Below are 20,733 nucleotides of genomic sequence, written 5' to 3'. Positions count from 1 at the left end.
GAGGAGAGGCACATGAGCCGTACCGTGATCCACGGCGGTCTCGTCGTCACCGCGTCCGACGAGATCCACGCCGATGTGCTGATCGAGGGGGGCCGCGTCATCGCGCTCGCCGCCCACGGCAGCGACGTGGCCGACGGGTGGACCGGGCGCAGGATCGACGCTACCGGCAGGTACGTGATCCCGGGCGGGGTGGACGCCCACACCCACATGGAGATGCCCTTCGGCGGCACGTACGCCTCCGACACCTTCGAGACCGGAACCCTGGCCGCCGCCTGGGGCGGCACGACGACCATCGTGGACTTCGCCATCCAGTCCAAGGGCGGGTCGCTCGCAGCGGGGCTCGACGCCTGGCACGAGAAGGCGGAGGGCAGATGTGCGATCGACTACGGCTTCCACATGATCATGTCGGACGTGAACGCCTCCTCGCTCCGGGAGATGGACCAGCTCGTCTCGGCCGGTGTCACCTCGTTCAAGCTCTTCACCGCCTACCCGGGGGTGTTCCTCTCCGACGACGGCCAGATCCTGAGGGCCATGCAGCGAGCGGCGTCCAACGGCGGACTGGTGATGACCCACGCCGAGAACGGCCTCGCCATCGACGTCCTGGTCGAGCAGGCGCTCGCGCGCGGCGAACGCGACCCCCGCCACCACGGCGAGGTCCGCAAGGCGCTGCTCGAAGCGGAGGCCACGCACCGGGTGATCAAGCTCAGCCAGGTGGCCGGGGCGCCCCTCTACGTCGTGCACGTGTCGGCGCAGGAGGCCGTCGCCGAGATCGCGCGCGCCCGCGACGAGGGCCACCCGGTATTCGGTGAGACCTGCCCGCAGTACCTCTTCCTGTCGACCGACAACCTCGCCGAACCCGGCTTCGAAGGCGCCAAGTACGTCTGCTCGACCCCCCTGCGACCGAAGGAGCACCAGGCGGCGCTCTGGCGCGGGCTGCGGACGAACGACCTCCAGGTGGTCTCCACCGACCACTGTCCGTTCTGCTTCAAGGGGCAGAAGGAGATGGGCCGCGGGGACTTCTCGAAGATCCCCAACGGCATGCCCGGCGTCGAGAACCGGATGGACCTGCTCCACCAGGCCGTCGTGGACGGACACATCGGGCTGCGCCGCTGGATCGAGATCGCCTGCGCGACGCCGGCCCGGATGTTCGGGCTCTACCCGAAGAAGGGCACCATCGCCCCCGGCTCCGACGCCGACATCGTCCTCTACGACCCGCACACCGAACAGACCGTGTCGGCCGCGACCCACCACATGAACGTCGACTACTCGGCGTATGAGGGCAAGCGCCTGACGGGCCGGGTGGAGACCGTGATCTCGCGCGGCGTCACGGTGATCGACAAGCGCAGTTACGTCGGACACGCCGGGCACGGCACCTATCTGCCGCGCGGGATCTGCCAGTTCGCCCACTGAGCGCGGCCCGGACGCACCTGCGGGCTGTCCCGCGGCTCAGCGGCGGGTGCGGACCAGCAGGTAGAGGAAGTACGGGGCACCGATGACGGCGGTCATCAGGCCCGCGCCGAGCTGCGCGGGGGCGATCACCGTACGGCCGGCCAGGTCCGCGAGGCAGACCAGGATCGCTCCCAGCAGCACCGCCACCGGGACGACCCGCGCGTGCCGCCGGCCGACCAGCGCCCGCGCGGCGTGCGGGGCGACCAGACCGACGAAGCCGATGAGGCCCGCCGCCGCGACGGCACTCGCCGCGAGCAGCACCGCCGTCACGAGGAAGCCGAGGCGCGCCCGGGTGAGGTGCAGGCCGAGGAGCCTCGGGGTGTTCTCGTCGAGCGCGACGAGATCCAGCTCCCGGCGGCGTACCACCGACCACACGAGGCCCCCCGCGAGCACCACCGCGACGGGCAGCACATCGGGCAGGTTCCGGCCGTAGGTGGAGCCGGACAGCCAGGTCAGCGCCCGCGTCGTGTCGAACGGGTCGCTGACCACGATGACCAGGCTGATCAGCGCCGTGGTGGTGGCGAACACCCCCATCCCGAGCAGGACCAGCCGGTTCTGCCCGAAGCCGGTCCGCGCGGCCAGTCCGAAGACGAGCCCGGAGGCGACGGCCGCCCCGGCGAACGCGGCACCGGCGATCATCCAGGAACTCGCCGCCGTCACGGTGGTGACGACGAGTACGGCTCCGAGACCGGCGCCGCCGGTGACACCGAGGATGCCCGGCTCGGCGAGCGGGTTACGGGTCACGGCCTGCACCTGGGTGCCGGAGAGGGCCAGCGCGGCGCCCGCGAGGAGTGCCGCCAGCACCCGGGGGACCCGGGTGTCCAGGACGTAGGTGACGACCCGTCCGGACCGCCCCTGCGCCCAGTTCACGACGTCGCCGAGCAACAGCTTCGCGTCTCCGACGAGCACCGCCGCGACGATCACGCCGAACAGGGCGACGACGAGCACGGCCACGGTGACCAGGTACGCCGTCCGGCCGGGAATCCGCAGCCGGTCCGGCGCCTCGGCCGAGGCGGTGTCCCTGGTGCGGAGCGCCATCGCGACCAGAAAGGCGCCGCCGACCACGGTCGTGACGACGCCCGTGGGCACCTCGACGGCGAGGTCGGCAGGGACCAGCGCCCGCAGAGCCACGTCCGCGCCGAGGATCAGCGCGGCGCCCATCAGCCCGGCGACGGGCATCCCCACGCGGAACCGTACGAGCCCGCGGAACCGACGGGCCAGGGGGCGTACGAGCGCGGGCGCGCAGAGGCCGACGAAGCCGATCGGGCCGGCGAGCGTGACGGCCGCCGCGGAGAGCAGCGTGGCGAGCACGACGGTGGTGATCCGGGTGCCACGGACGGGCACCCCCAGTCCGCGGGCCGCGTCGTCGCCCAGGCCGAGCGCGTCGACCCGGCGGGCGACGAGCAGCAGCCCGACCAGACCCACCACGACGAACGGGACCATCTGCTGGACCCCGTCGAACCCGTTCTGCCCGATGCCGCCCTGTCCCCAGCGGTAGAGACCCTCGGTCCTCTGGGGGAAGAGCAGCAGCAGCGCCTCGGTCACCGCGTTGAGTCCCAGCATCAGCGCGCTGCCGGCGAGCACCAGACGCACCGTCCCCTTCCCGAGCCCGGAAAGTCCGAGCACGACGGCCGCGGCGGCGAGCCCGCCGACGAACGCGGCGCCGGAGGAGGCGAGGAACGGCAGCGTGGTGCCGGTGACGGCGACCACGCCGAGCGCCAGGTACGAGCCGGCGTTCACCGCGAGGGTGTCCGGCGCGGCGAGGACGTTGCGGCTGACGGCCTGGAGGGCGGTACCGGCCGCGCCGAGCGCCAGCCCGACGAGGATGCCCGCGACCATGCGCGGCAGCCGGGATGCGATCACCACGGAGGAGTCGCTGGTGTCGGCCCGGCCGAGGAGCGCGTCCCAAACCTGTGAGGCGCCGACGTCGGCGGTGCCCTGGGTGATGTCGACGACGGCGAGGAACAGGACGAGGAGCACGAGCCCGGCCGTCACCGCGACCGCGCCCGTCGTGGCCGCGGCGGTGCGGTCACGGCCGACCGCGGTGTTGTCGATGACGGCCACGGCGCGCTACTTCTTCGTCAGGGCGTCGACGAGGGAGTCGGCGTACGCCTCCATCGAGCGGGGACCGCCGAACATCCAGACGCCGTCGGGCAGCCGGTGCACGTTGCCGTCCTCGACGAACGGGAGCGACTTCCAGACGGCGTTCTTCGCGAGGTTGTCGGCGAACGCGTCGCCGTCCACGTCGTTGGCGACGTAGGTGAAGTGGACGTCACCGAGCTTGGTGAGACCCTCGACATCGGTGGTGGCGAGGCCGTATGCCTTGTCGCCCTCGACGGTCCAGGCGTTCTTCAGGCCGAGCCGCTCGTTCATCGCGCCCAGCAGGGACGTGCCGGTGAAGGCGCGTACGGAGACCTGGTTGGCATCGACGTAACCGTCGGCGGAGGCGATGGAGGCACCACCGAGACCGGCGTCCTCCAGGGCCTTCTTGTTCTCGGCGATGTTCGCCTCGAACTCCTTCTTCACCGTTCCCGCCTCGGCGGTCCTGCCGGTGGCCTGCGCGATGAGGTCGAGTCCCTCGGTCATCGTGCCGATCTGGTCGGCGCCGTCGGCGGAGGTGACCTGGATGACCGGGGCGACCTTGCGCAGCTGCGCCACGACGTCGGGGGAGAGGTCGTCGGTGGCGACCACGAGGTCAGGGGCGAGGGCCGCGACCGTGTCCATGCTCGGCTCGCCACGGGTGCCGATGTCCTTCGGGCTGCCGGTGAGCGGGGCCGCGGTGTTCCACGCGGCGTAACCCTTCACGTCCGCCACGCCCACGGGGGCGACGCCCAGGGTGACCAGGTCCTCGATCACGTTCCACTCGGTGGCGACGACCTTGGTCGCGGGTCCGTCGAGGGTCACCTTGGTGCCGGTGGCGTCCGTGACGGTGATCTTCTGCGAGGCGGGCTTGACGGAGGAGGCGGCGGAATCGTCCGTGGAAGGCTCCGAAGTACCACAAGCGGTCAGCGAGAGGGCGGCGACGGCGACGGTGGCCGCGGCGAGGAGGTGACGCTTCATGAGGAGGTACTGGGCCTTTCGGATCTGGAGTGGTGGCGGCCGATCGCGCGGGTGCGCAACCGGCCCGTGGACGGATCGGTGTCGACCTCGATACGGATTCCGTAGACGTCGGACAACGACTGGGGGGTGAACACGTCCTCGGGCGCGCCGTCGGCGACGACGCGTCCCGCGTGGAGCAGGACGACCCGGTCGGCGACGGCCGCCGCCTGGTCGAGGTCGTGGAGGACGACACCCACGGCGATGCCGTGGAGGTCGGCGAGATCGCGGATCAGGTCGAGGAGTTCGACCTGGTAGCGGAGGTCGAGGTAGGTGGTCGGCTCGTCAAGGAGCAGGACGCCCGTCTCCTGTGCCAGGCAGCTCGCCAGCCACACGCGCTGGAGCTGCCCGCCGGAGAGCTGTTCGACGCCCCGCCCGGCGAGGTCCTCGACGCCGGTGAGGGCGAGGGCGCGGTCCACCGCGGCGGAGCCGTCGGGGTCGGGACGGCCCCAGCGGCCCCGGTGCGGGTAGCGGCCGAACTCGACCACGTCCCGGACGCTGAGGCCGCCCGGCGTGGACCGGGACTGCGTCAGCAGCGCGACGCGCCGGGCGAATTCGCGGGCGCCGAGTGCGAAGCCGTCGGTGGCCTCCTCGGTGCCGGCGTCCACCGTGAGCGAGCCGCTGCGTGCGTGCTGGAGCCGGGCGAGCGTGCGCAACAGCGTCGACTTCCCGCTGCCGTTGGGGCCCACCAGAGCGGTCACCTCGGCGGGCCGCAGGGCGAGGCTCGCCGCGTGCACGACGTCCGTCCGGCCGTAGGCGACGGTCACCGTGTCGGCGGACAGCCCGTGACCGCGCGCAGGTGGCGCGCCGACAGCCACAGGGGTGTACGCCGCGCCGGAAATGCTCTCACCAGCTCTCATGGGCTTAGGTTAGCCTGCCCTTAGGTAGCTGTGAACATCACCCCTGGTCACAAGACGGCGACGATGGGGCGGGGGGACTTTCCGGGGCGCCCGCTCGGGAGAGCGAGCGGGGCGGGAGCGGGAGAGGTGCGAGACCCGCGGGGGCCGCCAGGAACCGTGAACCGGGCGCTGGGCGGCCCGGATTCGATTCACCCACGCGCGGGAGGGGCCGGACCGCGCCGGCCCCGGGCAGCGCGAAGCCCGGCGGCCGACGCTGCTGCGGTCGGCGGCCGGGCTCGGCTCGGCGGCACGGGTCGTTCAGGGGGCGGGTTCGGCGGTCCGGGGGGCGGCGACCCGGGCCGTCCGTCCGGCCGGGCTGCTCGGCGGCCCCGGCCGTCGGGTGGCCCTCGGTCAGTTCTTCCACCAGTCGTCGAGCGGGGTCGCCGGGACGGTGCGCTTGTGCCTGGTCGCCAGGTAGAGCGACTCCAGCCTCGCCGCCACCTCGGGGGTGACCTCCGCGCCCTCCAGGTAGTCGTCGATCTCGGAGTACTTCACGCCGAGCGCCACCTCGTCCGGCAGTGCGGGCCGGCCGTCCTCCAGGTCCGCCGTCGGCACCTTCTCCCAGGTGCTTTCGGGGGCGTCCAACTCCCTCAGCAGCGCCGCACCCTGACGCTTGGTCAGGCCGGTCAGCGGGGTGAGGTCCACCCCTCCGTCGCCGTACTTGGTGAAGAAGCCGGTCACCGCCTCGGCCGCGTGGTCGGTGCCCACCACGAGCAGCCCCAGCTGTCCGGCGAGTCCGTACTGGATCACCATGCGCTCGCGGGCCTTGACGTTGCCGCGCACGAAGTCACGGAGCTCCGGCTCCTCTTCCGGCAGCTGGGCCAGCCCGCGGGCGACCTCTGCGGACACGGTGTCCGCGCCCGGCTTGACGTTCACCACGACGGACCGGTCCGGGCGGATGAACTCCAGCGCGATCTGCGCGTCGTGCTCGTCGGCCTGCACGCCGTACGGCAGCCGCACCGCGAGGAAGGTGGCCCCGTGCCCCTCGGCCCGCAGCTCCTCGGCCGCGAGCTGGCACAACTTGCCGGTCAGCGTGCTGTCCTGCCCGCCGCTGATCCCGAGCACGTAGCCCTTGGCCGGGGTCGACCGCAGGTAGTCCTTGAGGAAGTCGACCCGCTGCCGGATCTCCACCTTCGGTTCCACTGCCGTCCTGACGCCGAGATCGGCGATAATCTGCTGCCTGAGGGTCACCATTCTCGTACTGTACTGGCCGCTCCGTTACGAGGAGAAGTCGGCGCGGTCGCGCCGCACCGGCAGCACGCTCCGGTTCTTCCGCAGGTCACAGGGGTGGTTCCGCGGCCCGGAACGAAGAGGGGACATGATGGAGCAGTGGCCCGGGGCCGACCCGGCGGCGGCGCGACGGCGGTACGACACCGACCTGCGGGCGGCGCGCCGGGCCGGGCGGGACGTGCTCCGGTCCGACCTGCCCGCGGCCCACGGCGGTGCGGTCGTCGTGCTCCTGGCCGCCGTGATCGTGGGCATCCTGGTGGGTCTCACCACCGGACTGCTCGTCGTGGCAGCCTTCGCGGCCCTGTTCCTGACGGCGTACGCGGTGATGTGTCTGCCGGGCGTCGGAAACGAGTCGCCCGCCTGGCGCCGGGCGTACCTTCTCGCCTTCGGGTGGGCGAACTGGTTGTGACCCCGCCCGGACGGGCGAGCCGCACCCCCGGAGGGCGGTCCGGTGCGCCGTACGCACAGGGGCGTCCGGCGTACGGCGTCCTCGGGGCCGTCAGGCGGCGTTGACCAGGGCGTCGGCCAAAGCCTTCCACGCCTCCGCCGAGAGGTCGAGGTTCCCGCCGCTCTGCAGCCGCTCCGCGACCTCACGGAGGGCCGAGACCGACTTGTTGGTGCGGCCGAGCGCGATCTGCACCTGGTGGAGCAGGATCTCGGTCCGCATGCGGTCCTGGTGGGCGAGCGTCTCGGGCTCGGCGAGCACCTTGCGCGCGAGGGTGGCGGCCCTCTCCAGGTCTCCCTGGACGAAGGCCATCCGAGCCTCGATGGCCTGCAGTTCGGTCCGGTGCACCTGATCACCGATCAGGCCCACCACGGTCTCGGCCTCCCGGAACCACTGGGACACCTGCTCCGTGACCTCTTCCTGCAGACGCAGCCGCAGGGAGATCGCCGCCATCCGCAGCCGGCCCCAGGTGAGCAGGTCGTTCTTGCGGTCGGCCGCCTCCAGGGCCCGTTCGAGCAGTTCCAGACCGCGCTCCCGGGAGCCCTGGCGGACCGCCACGGTGGCCGAGGTCCACAACACCCGGACCCACAGGGGACCCAGCTCGTCGGAGGGGATGTGCTGCGCCTGCTCGGAGTGGCGGGCGGCGTCCGCCATCCGGCCGGCCTCGGACTCCGCGGCTACCAGCGCGAGCAGAGTGCGGGCGACGTCGGCCTGGGTGATGTCGGAGTGCTGCTCGGCGAGGGCGAGGGAGTGCGACGCATGGGCGATCGCCTCCTCCACGTCCCCGGCGACGCGGGCGCACGTGGACAACTCGATCAGCGACTTGACCTGGAGGACCGGGGAATCGAGGGTGTTCCCCACCTCCAGGGCTTCGGCGAGCGTGCGGCGCGTCTCGACGCGGTCGCCGAGCTGCTGGTGGGCGCGGGCCAGATTCCACAGGACCTGCCACAGCAGCTCGGGGGCGGCATCCTTCGCCTCCGCGGCGGCCGTTCCGAGGATGTCCACGGCCGCCTTCAGCCGGGAGTCCTCCAGCGCCGCGACGCCCTGGGCGTGCAGCGCGGCCACGATCTGGGGGGACCTGGCCTGGAAAGCGTCTTCCGGGACGCCGAGCCGTGCGGCGATGTGCCGGACCGCCTGGGGGGTGGGGGCGCGGTGACCGGACTCCAGCCGCGAGACGTAGCTCGAGGAAACGCCCTCGCCGGACAGATCGGCCTGGGACATGCCCCGCTCGCGGCGCAGGCTGTTGACCGTCTTTCCGAAGGCCGGCTGCTCCAGGTATTGCATGCGAACCACTTTCCTTGCGACTCGAATGTCCGGCGGCCTGCTCGAGGGCCGTGCGTCCTCGGCGGGGAACCGGCGCGGGTGACAGCCTGGTGGGGGGTGACTGACTTGTTGGCCGCTTCGTGTCATCATACGTGACTCCTGCGCAAAGGACATGACCGATTCTGCCAAAATCCGCTCTGGGCTGGCGTGGAAGGGGCCTATGAGCAGGGACGTAGGCGTGAGCCGGCAGGCGGACGTGCGGGTTCCGTGGAGGGCTCGAGGATTACCCAGTCACGGTGCATGCCAAGCGGGGCAGGAGGGGAGGGCTTGGTTCCGCACACATCATCGGGGCCAGTCCGCCTTCGCTACCTCGCGGTCGCGGATGCCGTACAGCGTCGCAGCGCCCTGGAGGACGGCGAGCGCGAGGACGGCCCAGCCGACGCTGGCGAACTCCATCAGGACCCCGGAGGCGAGCGTGCCGAGCGGCGGGCCGACGCTGAGGACGGTCATGGTCGCCACGATGGTGCGGCCCCGCCGGTCCTCCGGTACCTGACGCAGAATCATGATGTCGATCAGGATGCGCAGCGCCGGCACCGTCAGGTGGGCCACGAGCAGGACGCCGAAGACCCACCAGGGCCCGTAGGGCAGTGCCAGCAGCGCCACGGAGAGGGTGGCCGTGGCGGATACGCAGACCAGCAGGCGGCCGGGCTTCATCAGGCGGTGCAGCGGCTTGACGAGCAGGGCCCCGGCCAGCATGCCGATGGCGCCGCCGGTGAGGGCCAGGCCGACCGTGCCGGCCGACCGGTGCTGGTCCTCGGTCAGGCTGACGACCACGATCAGGGTGGCGGCGGTGGCCACCATGTAGAAGGTGCCGATCAGCAGCAGTCCGCCGCGCAGGGCCGGTTGCCGCCACAGCTCCAGGACGCCGGCGAGCATGCCGCCCGACGCCTTGCCCCGTTCCCCCTGCTCGGTGCCGTCGTTCTTCTCCGGGGCCGGGTCGGCGTCCGGCGACCGCGGAGGCAGCCGGACGACCAGAGCGCACAGGAGCGAGAAGACGAAGGCCGCCGCGCCGAAGACGAAGGGCAGCGTACGGGTGACGCCGTAGAGCGCGCCCCCCAGGGCCGGACCGGCCAGCGCGGCCGTGCCCTCGCGGACCTCCTCCTGGGTGAGCGCCTGCGTCAGCTGCTTCTCCGGTACGACCGAGCGGAGCAACAGCATCCGCACCGGCCCGCCGACCGCCGCCCCGACTCCCAGCACCGCCGCGACGACCAGCAGATGGACCATCGTGACGCCGCCCGTGGCCAGCGCCACCGCGACCGAGCCCGTGGCGACGGCCCGCAGACCCTCGGCGACCAGCAGCATGGCCCGGTGGTTGAGCCGGTCCACGAGGTGGCCGATGGGCAGGCCCAGCAGGACGTTCGCGGCGGCCTGCACGAAGGCGAACACCCCGGCGAGGCCGGGAGATCCGCTGATCGCCAGCACCAGCAGCGGATAGGCGACGTCGACCGCCTCCACGCCGAGGGTCACCCCGGTGGAGCCGATCCAGAGCATCTGGAAGTTCCAGTTGCGCCGCAGGGGCCGTGGGGGCGGTCCTGCCGCCGGTTCGACCGGCTCCGGTATCGGTATCGCGGGCTGTTCGGTGTCTTCGACGTGTGTGGAGTCGGCCATGGCGGGGGACCTCCGGTCCGGGGATGGCGGCGGTGCGGTGCGGGGCGGGGGCGCCGTGCGGGGCGGTACGGGCGGAACGGGGGCGCAGTCGTACCGGTCAGATGTGGGCGGCGTCGTAGCCGACGCGCAGGCGGCCCGACTTGACCTTGATCGAGCGGATGCGGACCTCGCGGAGCTTCGAGAGGTCGGTGACATGGGTTCCACCGCAGGGCTCGCTGTTCAGGCCCTCGATGCTGACGTGGCGGACACCGTCGCGGTATCCGGCAGTCACCGGGAGCGCCGCGTTCACCGAGTCCGTGAAGTGCTTGGCCAGCTCCTCGGTCAGCCGTTCGCGGTCGACGGCCGCGGAGCCGTCCACCAGGTAGTCCACCCTGGCCTGCCCCGGGAAGTGGCTGTTGCCGGCGTGCTGGAGGCCGAGCTTGCGCACATGCGCGTCGATCAGGTGTCCCGCCGTGTGCAACGCCGCGTGCAGCTTGCGGAGTTCGGCGTCGACGCTGGAGTCGACCCGGGCGCCCTCCTCGGGCAGGACCGCCTCGCCGGCGGCCGGGTCGGTCAGGTCGACGACCACCCAGCCGTCGTCCAGACGGCGGGCCCGTCCCGGGTGCCCGTCGACCGTGCCGAGGTCGCTCGGCTGACCGCCGCCCTGCGGGTGGAAGATGTTGTCGGTGAGGGCGATCCACGGGGTGCCGTCGTCCTCACGGCCCGTCCGGGCGACGGTGGTGCTGCGGTCCGTCAGATACGTCTCGGTGAAGTAGAGATGGTGTTGCACGGTGGTGTCCTTCGTCGGTGATCAGCGAGTGCGCGGGTGGTGGGAGCCGGACGGCCGGGTCGCCGGGGGAGGGGGGTGCGGGCCTGCTCGCCGGCACCCCCGGCTCCGGCCCGTCCACGCGTAATGCCGTGCGTGGACGGGCCGGATGCGTCGCCGGGGCGCCGGGATGTGCCGTGTGCGCCGGACAGTGCACCCCGTGTCGAGCGGGTGCCTGAGCGGGGCGGGTGGGTCAGGACCACACCAGCAGGGGGCCCCGGGCCGTGACGCCGATGAAGAACGAGAGGGTCACCCGGCGGCCACCCCCCAGGACCGGCCGCACCTGATGGTAGTTGCGCGGATCAAAGAAGACGGCGTCTCCCAGATCGGCACGGACCGAGGCCGCGGGTTCGCCGGCGACGAGGGCCGGGTCGTAGCCGTAGCCGTCACGGTGGTTCTCGTCGGACGGGGCCCAGCGGCGCCGGTGGGCGACCGCCTCGCCACCCTCCAGTCCGGTGGACAGGTGGCAGTTGAAGGCGATCTGGCCGATCGGCTGCTGGTCCAGCACGCCCTTGAACTCCCGTATGACCTCGTCGAAGTGCATCCGCGCGCCGTTGTTGATCTCGCGGATCATCCCGGCGAACATCGGCCGGCCGTCGGAGGTGGCCGGTTGGACCCGGTCGCCCCAAGCGTCCTCGATCAGTCCGAGGGCGGTGTGCAAGGGGTCGTTGCCGAACAGGAGTGTGGAGCGTGAGGCGGTGGACTGCGCGGCGTGTTCCCAGTATTCGGGAAGCAGGCCGCCGTCGCCGTAGAAGTCGTAGGCGGCGGGGCCGAGTTTGGCGATCCTGGGCTGGACCAGCTGCTCGTCGTAACTGCCCATCTCGCACGACTCCAGCGCGCGCATGATCTCCATGCACTCCTCGACACCGAAGAAGTCGGGGATGCGGACGGAGCCGACCGCGCCGGCCGCGAGACGCGTGATGTGGTCCGCGGTGAGACGCGGAGCCGTCTCGCTGTCGAAGAGCGTCGGCATGGTGGGTGAGACGACTGCGGTTGTGCTCACGGTGGGTGCGCTCCTTTCGGGTCAGGCGGTAGCGGCGACGAGGCTGAGCGGTCGCATGTCGGTCCAGTGCTCCTCGATGTACGCGAGGCTCTCCTGCCGCGAGGCATCGGCCAGGACCACGGTCCAGCCGGCAGGCACGGTGGCGAAGGCGGGCCACAGCGAGTGCTGACCCTCGTGGTTCACCAGGACCTGGTGACGGGCGGAGTCGTCCTCGAACGGATTGGCCACGATCGTCCTCCGGGTGTGTGCGCCCCGCGTCAGATGGGGGCCGACGGATGCGGGGAGGTCCGCCGGCCGTCGTCAAGCTAGTGCGCCATGACAACTCTTGTCCAGTGGCATGTCATGAGTGTGAGGTCCGTTGAGGCAGGTGATGCGAATTTCGGCGTGCATGGCTCCCAGGTCGGGCCCTGCCAAAAAGGCGTCCCACCTGCACGGTTAGCCCTGCCTTCCCCCTGCTCGTGACTACTTTGTCATCGACCGTGCAAATTCATGACTCCATCTTGTGGACCCTGATGCCTTCTGGGGTCTACGGTGATGCCAACCGCGAGGGCGCTGGATCGGTGCTTATCGGCAGTCCACCTCCAATGGAGTGACAGAGCATGTCCAATCTTTCGGACCTCCCTTCGACCCGATGGAACGAGACCGGCACGGTCCTGCCCGACGAGGACCTGGCGGAGCTCTTCGTGGCCCGCGTGGCGGCGCACCCGGATGCGCCCGCACTGATGGGCGACGAGGAACTGACCTACGCACAGCTGAACGAACGGGCCAACCGCTTCGCGCACCGGCTGATCGCCGCCGGCGTCGGGGCCGAGACGCCGGTGGCGCTGCTGCTGGAGCGTTCCTCGGACGTGGTGGTCGCGGAGCTGGCGGTGCTCAAGGCCGGTGGGACGTACGTCCCGCTGCCGCACAACTTCCCGGCCGAACGGATGACCCGGGTCATGGACGAGACGGGCGCACGCGTCCTGGTCGTCGACCCGGCGCACGCCGGCCACCCGGTGACCGGGTCCGGCGGCCGCGAGGTGATCGTGCTCGACCAGGGACGTGGCCTGGAGGACAGGTCCACCGCGGACCCCGATGTGCGGTCCCACCCGGAGCAGCTCGCGTACATCATGTTCACCTCGGGCTCCACGGGTGCCCCGAAGGGGGTCGCGACCACCCGGCGGTGCGTCACCTCCTTCGTCGCGGACCGGCACTGGCGGAGCGAGGCACGAGCCAGGACCCTCATGCACTGCGCGTACGCCTTCGACGCCGCCACCCTGGAGGTGTGGGTCCCGCTCCTGAACGGCGACACCGTGGTGGTCGCCCCGGCCGGAGTGCTCGGCACGGAGGACTACACCCGGATCTTCGAGGAGTACGACGTGACGCGGGCCGTGCTGACCACGGCCCTGTTCAATCTGATGGCCGACGAGACGCCGGGCACCGTCGCCCGGCTCAAGGAGGTCCTGACGGGAGGGGAAGCCGCCTCGGCCCGCGCCATGCGGACCATGCGGGCCGCCGCGGGACCGGGCCTCCGTATCCACAACGTCTACGGACCCACCGAGACCACCTCCATCGTCACCCGCTCCCTGGTGGGCGACCTGGAGCCCGGCCGCACCTCCGTGCCCATCGGCGGACCGATGGACAACACGCGGGCCTACGTCCTGGACGAAGAGCTGCGGCAGGTCCCGGTCGGGGCCCCCGGTGAGCTGTACCTCGGCGGGGAAGGGCTGGCCCGGGGGTACGTCGGCCGGCCGGGTCTGACGGCCGAGCGCTTCGTCGCCGACCCGTACGCCACGGCCCCCGGGGCGCGGATGTACCGGACCGGAGACGTGGTGCGGTGGACGGAGGACGGCGAGATCGAGTTCGTCGGACGGGCCGACGGGCAGGTCAAGATACGCGGGTTCCGCATCGAACCCGGCGAGATCGAGAGCGCGTTGACCACCGACCCCTCGGTCGCCCAGGCCGCGGTCCTGGTCCGCGAGGACCGGCCCGGAGAGAAGCGACTGGTCGGCTACGCGGTACCGGCCGCCGGACTCGCCCTCGACGCGGAGGCCGTCCTGGCGCGGCTGGCCGACTCGCTGCCCGACTACATGGTGCCGCACGCCCTCGTCGTCCTCGACGCCCTGCCCTTCAACATCAACGGCAAGGTCGACCGCAAGGCGCTGCCCGCCCCGCACCACGCGGCCGCCACCGGACGAGCCCCGCGCACCGAGCAGGAACGTATCCTCTGCGCGCTCGTCGCCGAAGTCCTCGACGTACCCGAGGTGTTCGCCGACAGCGACTTCTTCGACCTCGGCGGCCACTCGCTGCTCGCCACCCGGCTGGCCAACCGCATCCGCGGACGCCTCGGAGCCGACCTCACCGTCCGCGACGTCTTCGCGGAGCGCACCGCCGCCCGGCTCGCCGCCCGCCTCCCGCTGAGCGGGACCGCGCGCCCGGCCCCCGTCCGCGCGGCCGGCCGCGGCGCCGACAGCCCGCTCTCCTCCGCCCAGCGCCGCGTCTGGTTCATGGAGCGGCTGGAGGGACCGTCCGCGACCTGGAACATCCCGCTGCGCCTCACCGTCGAGGGTGTCCTGGACACCGGGGCGCTCGCCGCCGCGCTGGCCGACGTCACCGACCGGCACGAGGTGCTGCGCACCGTCTACGGCGTGGGGGAGGACGGCGAACCGGTCCAGCGCGTGCGCCCGGCCGGCACCGGCCGGCCACCGCTGGAGGTCGTCGCCACCACCCCGGACGAGATGCCCGGCCTGCTGGCGGAGGCCTCGTGCCGGCCCTTCGACCTGGAGGTTGAACTCCCGCTCCGCGCCTGGCTGTTCACCACCGGGGAGAGCGGGTCGACGCTTCTGCTGGTGTTGCACCACATCGCCGGTGACGGCTGGTCGATGGTCCCGCTCGGTACCGACCTCGGTACCGCCTACACCGCCCGGAGCACGGGCACCGCCCCCGAGTGGGACGAACTCCCCGTCCAGTACGCCGACTACGCCGACTGGCAGCAAGAACTCCTCGGCGACCCGGCCGACCCCGACGCGCCGGCGAGCCGCCAGACGGCCTACTGGACCGAACGCCTCGCGGGCCTCCCCGACGAGATCGCGATACCCCGCGACCGCCCCCGGCCCGCCACGCCCACCTTCCGCGCCGGGGTCGCACAGATCCCGGTCGGCCCCGAACTGCACCGGCGACTCGACACCCTCGCCCGCGAACGGGGCGCCACCCTCTTCATGGTGCTCCAGGCGGGTTTGTCGGCGCTGTTGTCCCGGTTGGGCGCCGGCTCCGACATTCCGCTGGGGACGGTGGTCGCGGGGCGTACGGACGAGGCGCTGGACGATCTGGTGGGGTTCTTCGTCAATACGCTGGTGCTGCGGACCGACACCTCGGGCGATCCGGCGTTCGCCGAACTGATCGACCGGGTGAGGGAGTCGGACCTCGCGGCCTACGCCCACCAGGACCTGCCCTTCGACCGGGTCGTCGAGGCCGTCAACCCGGCCCGCGACCGCGCCCGCCACCCCCTCTTCCAGGCCGCGCTGATCCTCCAGAACAACGCCGCCGCGCACTTCGGCCTCGGCGACCGGGCCCGCGTCACCTCCGCCGAGGCGCCGGTCACCGCAGCCCAGTTCGACCTCTGCGTCACCGTGCAGGAGTACCGGTCCGAGGACGGCGAGGCCGCCGGACTCCGCCTCCAACTGGAGTACGCGGCCGACCTCTTCGACCACGACACCGTGGAGCGCCTGGGTGTGAGGCTGCGCCTGCTGCTGGAACGCTGCGCCGCCGCCCCGGACCGGCCGATCGAGGCCGTGGACCTGCTCGACGCCGAAGAACGCACCCTGATCCTCGACGGCTGGAACGACACCCGGGCCGCTCCGGGCGACGGCCCGCGGTCCGTTCCCGGGCTGATAGCCGAACAGGCGGCCCGCACGCCCGGCGCCCCCGCCGTCCAGTGCGGCGACGACCTCCTCGACTACGCCGGACTGGAGCGCCGCGCCGGCGAGACCGCCGCCCTGCTGCGCCGCGCGGGAGTGACCGCGGGAGACACCGTACTGCTGGCCGTCGAACCCTCCGTCCACCTGGTCGTGGGGGTGCTGGCCGCGATGAAGGCCGGTGCCGGATTCCTGCCGGTCGACCCCGCACTCCCCGCCGACCGGCTGCTGATGATCGTCCAGGACGCCGCGCCCACCGCCGTACTGACCCTCGCGAAGCTGCGTGGCGCGCTGGGGCCGGTGCTCGCCGACGCCGCTCCCGTCCCGGTGCTGGAACTGGACGCCCCGCAGCAGGCGCAGGACCCGCTGCCCCCGGTCGAGCCCAGCCCCGACGCCCTCGCCTGCGTCTTCTACACCTCCGGGTCCACCGGCCGCCCCAAGGGCGTGATGTTCACCCACGGGCCGCTGCTCAACTACACCCTCGCCATGATCGACGCCTTCGCGCTCACCCCGGCCGACCGCATCCTCCAGGTCGCCTCCCTCGGATTCGACGTCCTGATCGAGGAGTTGCTGCCCACCCTGGGCGCCGGAGCCACCGTCGTCGTCCCCGCCACCCCCGTGCTCACCAGCGGCGCCGACCTGGCCGACCACGTCACCGAGCACCGCATCACCGGACTCGAACTGACCACCGCCTACTGGCACGAGTGGGCCCACGAACTCCAGACCGCCGGCCGGGTGCTGCCCGACACCCTCCGCTTCGTGGCCATCGGCGGCGAGCGCATCCTGCCCGAGCGGATGGCCGCCTGGCAGCGCCAGCCCACCGCCCTCCTCCACGTGTACGGCCTCACCGAGGTCACCTGCACCTCCACCACCGCACTGCTCGGCCCCGCGGCCGGCCGCGCCGACGCCTTCGCCGCACCGATCGGGCGCCCGCTGCGCAACACCCGCGCCTACGTCCTGGACGACCGGCTGCGACCGGTCCCGGCGGGCGTGGCCGGTGAGCTCTACCTCGGCGGGGAAGGGCTGGCCCGGGGGTACGTCGGACGGCCGGGCCTGACGGGCGAACGCTTCGTCGCCGACCCGTACGCCCCCGAGCCCGGGGCGCGGATGTACCGGACCGGGGACGTCGTGCGCTGGACCGCCGACGGCGAGATCGAGTTCGTCGGACGCACCGACGAACAGGTCAAGATACGCGGGTTCCGCATCGAGCTCGGCGAGATCGAGGCCGCCCTCGCGCGGGTGCCCGGCGTGGCCCAGGTCAAGGCGATGGTCCGGGAGGACCGTCCCGGCGACAAGCGGCTGGCCGGCTACCTGGTGCCCGAACAGGGAGCCGTCCTCGATCCCGAGTCCGTCCGCCGCGCCATCGCAGGGGCCCTGCCCCCGTACATGGTCCCCGAAGCCCTGGTCGTCCTCGACGCCTTCCCGCTCAGCCCGAACGGCAAGGTCGACCGCAAGGCCCTTCCCGTACCCGGTCACGACGCCGCCCCCACCGGGCGGGCCCCGCGCACCGCCGAGGAGGAGATCCTCTGCGGGCTCTTCGCCGACGTCCTCGGCCTGCCGCGAGTCGGTGTGGACGACGACTTCTTCCGGCTCGGCGGACACTCCCTGCTCGCCACCCGGCTGGTCAACCGGATCCGCGCCACGCTCGGCACCGACCTGGCGCTCCCCGCGCTCTTCGAGGCGCCCACCCCGGCCCGCCTCGCCGCCCGCACCGCCACCACCGGGGAGCGGCCCGCGCTCGCCCCGGCCCTGCGGCCGGACCCCCTGCCGCTGGCGTACGCCCAGCGGCGGCTGTGGCTGCTGACCCGCATGGAGAACACCGGCGGCACCTACACCATCCCGCTGGTCCTGAAGATCGACGGCCCGCTCGACGCGGAGGTGCTCGCCACGGCCCTGGCCGACGTGGCCGACCGCCACGAGAGCCTGCGCACCCTGTTCCGCGAGGTCGACGGGGAGCCGGTGCAGACCGTCCTGCCCGCCGGACACGTACGCCCGCCGCTGACCACCGCCTCGCTCGCCCCCGCCGAACTGCCCGGAGCGCTGATCCGCGCCGCCCACCAGCCCTTCGATCTGGAGCGTGAAGTTCCCCTCAGGGCATGGCTGTTCACGACCGGCGAGGGTGAGTCGACGCTCCTGCTGGTGTTGCACCACATCGCCGGTGACGGCTGGTCGATGGGTCCGCTCGGCAGCGACCTGGGCACCGCCTACACCGCCCGGAGCACGGGCACCGCGCCCCGGTGGGACGAACTCCCCGTCCAGTACGCCGACTACGCGCTCTGGGAGCGCCGTGTGCTGGGCGACGCGTCCGACCCGGAGAGCCGCCTCTCCCGCGGGCTGGACTTCTGGCGCGAACGGCTGGCCGGCCTCCCCGAGGAGATCGCGATCCCGAGGGACCGCCCCCGCCCGGCCGTGCCCACGTACCGGGGCGGCACCGTGCGCACCCTCCTCGACGCCGGACTGCACGAGCGGCTGTCCGGGCTGGCACGGGAGCGCCGGGCCACCCTCTTCATGGTGCTCCAGGCGGGCCTGTCGGCGCTGTTGTCCCGGTTGGGCGCCGGCTCCGACATTCCGCTGGGGACGGTGGTCGCGGGGCGTACGGACGAGGCGCTGGACGATCTGGTGGGGTTCTTCGTCAATACGCTGGTGCTGCGGACCGACACCTCGGGCGATCCGGCGTTCGCCGACCTGATCGACCGGGTGAGGGAGTCGGACCTCGCGGCCTACGCCCACCAGGACGTCCCCTTCGACCGGGTCGTCGAGGCCGTCAACCCGGCCCGCGACCGTGCCCGCCACCCCCTCTTCCAGATCGCCCTGTCCTACGAGGACACCGCCGATGTGGCCGTCGACATCGAGGGGCTCACCGTCGAGGCGCGGCGCACCGACTACCGGGCCGCCAAGTTCGATCTCACCTTCTTCGTGCGCGAACACCGCTCCTCCGAGGGAGACCCGCTCGGCATCGAGCTCAGCGTCGAGTTCGCCGAGGACCTCTACGAGGAGTCGACCGCACGGGAGATCGCCGAACGGCTGGCCCGCTTCCTGGAGGCCGCCGCGCACTCTCCGGAACTCCCCTTCACCGAGATCGAGTCGCTGGGGGAGGAGGAGCGGACACGCCTGCTGGAGGAGTGGAACGCCACCGCACACCCCTTCGAACGGCTGCCCCTGGCGGAGCTGTTCGCCCGCCAGGCAGCCGCCACGCCGGACCGGTCCGCGATCGAGTCCGCACAGGTCTCGCTGACCTACGCGGAGCTGGACCGGCGGGCGAACCGACTGGCCCACCGGCTGATCGCCGCGGGTGTCGGCCCCGAGTCCTCGGTCGGCATGCTGATGGGGCGCTCCCCGGACGTGGTGGTCGCGACGCTCGCGGTGATCAAGGCCGGCGGCGTGTACGTACCGCTGCCGCAGGGCTTCCCCGCGGAGCGGATGCGGCTGGTGATGTCCGGTACCCACGCGGACGTCCTGCTCGTCGACCCGGCCCACACGGGACATCCCCTCGCGGCACCGGCCGAAGGACACCAGGTGATCGTCGTCGACGGCGGAGCCGGCCCGACGGACGGACCCGACACCGATCCAGGAGTGCCCTCGCACCCCGACCGGCTGGCCTACATCATGCACACCTCGGGTTCCACCGGCGTCCCCAAGGGGGTCGCCGTCGGCCAGCGGGCCGTCACCGCGCTCGCCAGGGACCGCCGCTACGACGGGGTGGGGGACGCACGGGTGCTGCTGCACTCCGCGCACGCCTTCGACGCCTCCACCTTCGAGACCTGGGTTCCCCTGCTCGCCGGGGGCACGATCGTGGTGGCCCCGGCCGGGGCCCCGGATTCCTCGGACTACGCCCGCCTCATCGACGAACTCGCTCCGGACACCGCCTTCTTCACCACCTCGCTCTTCAACGTGCTCGCCGACGAGATCCCGGGCTCCCTCGCCCGGCTCGACCGGCTCTGGGTGGGCGGCGAGGCCGCCTCGGCCGGTGCCATGCGCACCCTGCTGGCCGCCGCGGGCCCCGGCCTCCGGCTCGTCAACGGCTACGGCCCCACCGAGACCACCGTCTTCGCCGTGTCGAACCACGTGCGTGCCCTCGCCCCGGACGCCACCTCGGTGCCCATCGGCAGGCCCCTGGACAACACCCGGGCGTACATCCTGGACGACCGGCTGCGACCCGTGCCGCCGGGTGTGCCCGGCGAGCTCTACATCGGCGGAGAGGGGCTGGCCCGCGGCTACACGGGCCGCCCCGGCCTGACGGCCGAGCGGTTCGTCGCCGACCCGTACACGTCCGCGGCCGGCGCCCGGATGTACCGCACCGGCGATGTCGTCCGGTGGACCACCGACGGCGAGATCGACTACGTCGGCCGCGCGGACGGTCAGGTCAAGGTCCGGGGATTCCGCATCGAGACCGGCGAGATCGAAGGGGCGCTGACCGCCGATCCGTCGGTCGGCCGCGCCGTCGTCCTCGTCCGGGAGGACCAGCCGGGCGACAGACGGCTGGCCGGCTACGTCGTCGCCCGCCCCGGCGCGACGATCGACCCGGCGGCGCTGCGCGAGCGGCTCGCCGCCCGGCTCCCCGACTACATGGTGCCCCGCACCCTCACCGTCCTCGACGCCCTGCCGCTCAACAGCAACGGCAAGACCGACCGCGCGGCGCTCCCGGCGCCCGACCACGCCGCCGAAGCCGCCCACCGGGCGCCGCGCGACGACCGCGAGACCCTGCTCTGCGCACTCTTCTCGGACGTCCTCGGCGTCCCGTCCGTCGGCATCGACGACGACTTCTTCCAACTGGGCGGGCACTCCCTGCTCGCCACCCGGCTCGCCAACCGGATCAGGAACCGGTTCGGCACCGACCTCGCCGTCAGTGCCCTCTTCGAGACACCCACCGTGGCCCAACTGGCCCAGCAACTCGCCACCGCGCCGCCCCGGCGTCCCGCCGGCCGTCCGGCGCCCGCCCGCCCCGCCCTCCGCCCCCGCGCCCGGGCCTGACACGGGACACC

12 protein-coding genes are annotated in these 20,733 nt (G+C 72.5%); 3 read left to right on the top strand and 9 right to left on the bottom strand.

Translation table 11 applies throughout. The features are described 5' to 3' along the window. The first annotated feature begins 12 nt into the window (after positions 1 to 12). Complete coding sequence (gene hydA / locus ACFYPN_RS12410; protein ID WP_358756440.1) at positions 13 to 1,410, top strand: dihydropyrimidinase; 1,398 nt, start codon at positions 13 to 15, stop codon at positions 1,408 to 1,410. A gap of 36 nt (positions 1,411 to 1,446) precedes the next feature. Here the strand turns inward: hydA and ACFYPN_RS12405 are convergent, their stop codons facing one another. The 4 genes from ACFYPN_RS12405 to nadE all read right to left on the bottom strand — a co-directional run bounded on the left by ACFYPN_RS12405 (position 1,447) and on the right by nadE (position 6,638). Continuing rightward, the gene (locus ACFYPN_RS12405; protein WP_358756442.1) at positions 1,447 to 3,513 is read right to left on the bottom strand and encodes an iron ABC transporter permease; all 2,067 of its coding nucleotides are present in this window, start codon (positions 3,511 to 3,513) and stop codon (positions 1,447 to 1,449) included. A gap of 6 nt (positions 3,514 to 3,519) precedes the next feature. After that, a complete protein-coding gene (locus ACFYPN_RS12400; RefSeq protein WP_358756444.1) occupies positions 3,520 to 4,509 on the bottom strand; it encodes an iron-siderophore ABC transporter substrate-binding protein in 990 nt (329 codons plus the stop codon). After that, entirely contained in the window at positions 4,506 to 5,405 is a 900-nt protein-coding gene (locus ACFYPN_RS12395; RefSeq protein ID WP_358756445.1) for an ABC transporter ATP-binding protein, read from the bottom strand. Before ACFYPN_RS12395 ends, ACFYPN_RS12400 begins: the two co-directional genes overlap by 4 nt. Positions 5,406 to 5,795: 390 nt before the next feature. Next, on the bottom strand, positions 5,796 to 6,638 hold the full coding sequence (gene nadE / locus ACFYPN_RS12390) for an ammonia-dependent NAD(+) synthetase (RefSeq protein WP_358756447.1): 843 nt from the start codon (positions 6,636 to 6,638) through the stop codon (positions 5,796 to 5,798). Between the two features lie 124 nt (positions 6,639 to 6,762). Between nadE and ACFYPN_RS12385 the strand changes: the two genes are divergently transcribed. Continuing rightward, entirely contained in the window at positions 6,763 to 7,083 is a 321-nt protein-coding gene (locus tag ACFYPN_RS12385) for a hypothetical protein (protein WP_358756449.1), read from the top strand. 90 nt (positions 7,084 to 7,173) lie between these two features. Here ACFYPN_RS12385 and ACFYPN_RS12380 read toward each other — a convergent pair whose 3' ends face one another. The 5 genes from ACFYPN_RS12380 to ACFYPN_RS12360 all read right to left on the bottom strand — a co-directional run bounded on the left by ACFYPN_RS12380 (position 7,174) and on the right by ACFYPN_RS12360 (position 12,089). Then, a complete protein-coding gene (locus tag ACFYPN_RS12380) occupies positions 7,174 to 8,403 on the bottom strand; it encodes a helix-turn-helix domain-containing protein (RefSeq protein ID WP_358756451.1) in 1,230 nt (409 codons plus the stop codon). A gap of 321 nt (positions 8,404 to 8,724) precedes the next feature. After that, complete coding sequence (locus ACFYPN_RS12375; RefSeq protein WP_358756453.1) at positions 8,725 to 10,050, bottom strand: MFS transporter; 1,326 nt, start codon at positions 10,048 to 10,050, stop codon at positions 8,725 to 8,727. A 97-nt stretch (positions 10,051 to 10,147) separates the two neighbouring features. Further along, complete coding sequence (locus ACFYPN_RS12370) at positions 10,148 to 10,819, bottom strand: alanyl-tRNA synthetase (RefSeq protein WP_358756455.1); 672 nt, start codon at positions 10,817 to 10,819, stop codon at positions 10,148 to 10,150. Between the two features lie 229 nt (positions 10,820 to 11,048). Then, positions 11,049 to 11,858 carry a hypothetical protein gene (locus tag ACFYPN_RS12365; protein ID WP_358756457.1) on the bottom strand — a complete coding sequence of 270 codons (810 nt, stop codon included), beginning with the start codon at positions 11,856 to 11,858 and terminating at the stop codon, positions 11,049 to 11,051. Positions 11,859 to 11,879: 21 nt separating this feature from the next. Next, positions 11,880 to 12,089: an MbtH family protein gene (locus ACFYPN_RS12360; protein ID WP_389298217.1), complete on the bottom strand. Its 210-nt coding sequence runs from the start codon at positions 12,087 to 12,089 to the stop codon at positions 11,880 to 11,882. Between the two features lie 368 nt (positions 12,090 to 12,457). On the opposite strand from ACFYPN_RS12360, the gene ACFYPN_RS12355 reads away from it, so the two are divergent. Next, a complete protein-coding gene (locus tag ACFYPN_RS12355; protein ID WP_389297999.1) occupies positions 12,458 to 20,722 on the top strand; it encodes an amino acid adenylation domain-containing protein in 8,265 nt (2,754 codons plus the stop codon). Positions 20,723 to 20,733: the final 11 nt, after the last annotated feature.

The organism is Streptomyces sp. NPDC005576, assembly GCF_042871745.1.
GTDB lineage: Bacteria > Actinomycetota > Actinomycetes > Streptomycetales > Streptomycetaceae > Streptomyces.
Note: the sequence above shows the minus strand (reverse complement) of the source record. Positions and strands in the feature narration are given on the sequence as shown.

What these genes read in the sequence shown, in the direction of transcription:
- ACFYPN_RS12355 (WP_389297999.1), top strand. Translation starts at nt 12,458, where the DNA reads ATGTCCAATCTTTCGGACCTCCCTTCGACCCGATGGAACGAGACCGGC.
- ACFYPN_RS12385 (WP_358756449.1), top strand. Translation starts at nt 6,763, where the DNA reads ATGATGGAGCAGTGGCCCGGGGCCGACCCGGCGGCGGCGCGACGGCGG.
- ACFYPN_RS12395 (WP_358756445.1), bottom strand. Translation starts at nt 5,405, where the DNA reads ATGAGAGCTGGTGAGAGCATTTCCGGCGCGGCGTACACCCCTGTGGCT.
- ACFYPN_RS12400 (WP_358756444.1), bottom strand. Translation starts at nt 4,509, where the DNA reads ATGAAGCGTCACCTCCTCGCCGCGGCCACCGTCGCCGTCGCCGCCCTC.
- ACFYPN_RS12380 (WP_358756451.1), bottom strand. Translation starts at nt 8,403, where the DNA reads ATGCAATACCTGGAGCAGCCGGCCTTCGGAAAGACGGTCAACAGCCTG.
- hydA (WP_358756440.1), top strand. Translation starts at nt 13, where the DNA reads ATGAGCCGTACCGTGATCCACGGCGGTCTCGTCGTCACCGCGTCCGAC.
- ACFYPN_RS12375 (WP_358756453.1), bottom strand. Translation starts at nt 10,050, where the DNA reads ATGGCCGACTCCACACACGTCGAAGACACCGAACAGCCCGCGATACCG.
- nadE (WP_358756447.1), bottom strand. Translation starts at nt 6,638, where the DNA reads ATGGTGACCCTCAGGCAGCAGATTATCGCCGATCTCGGCGTCAGGACG.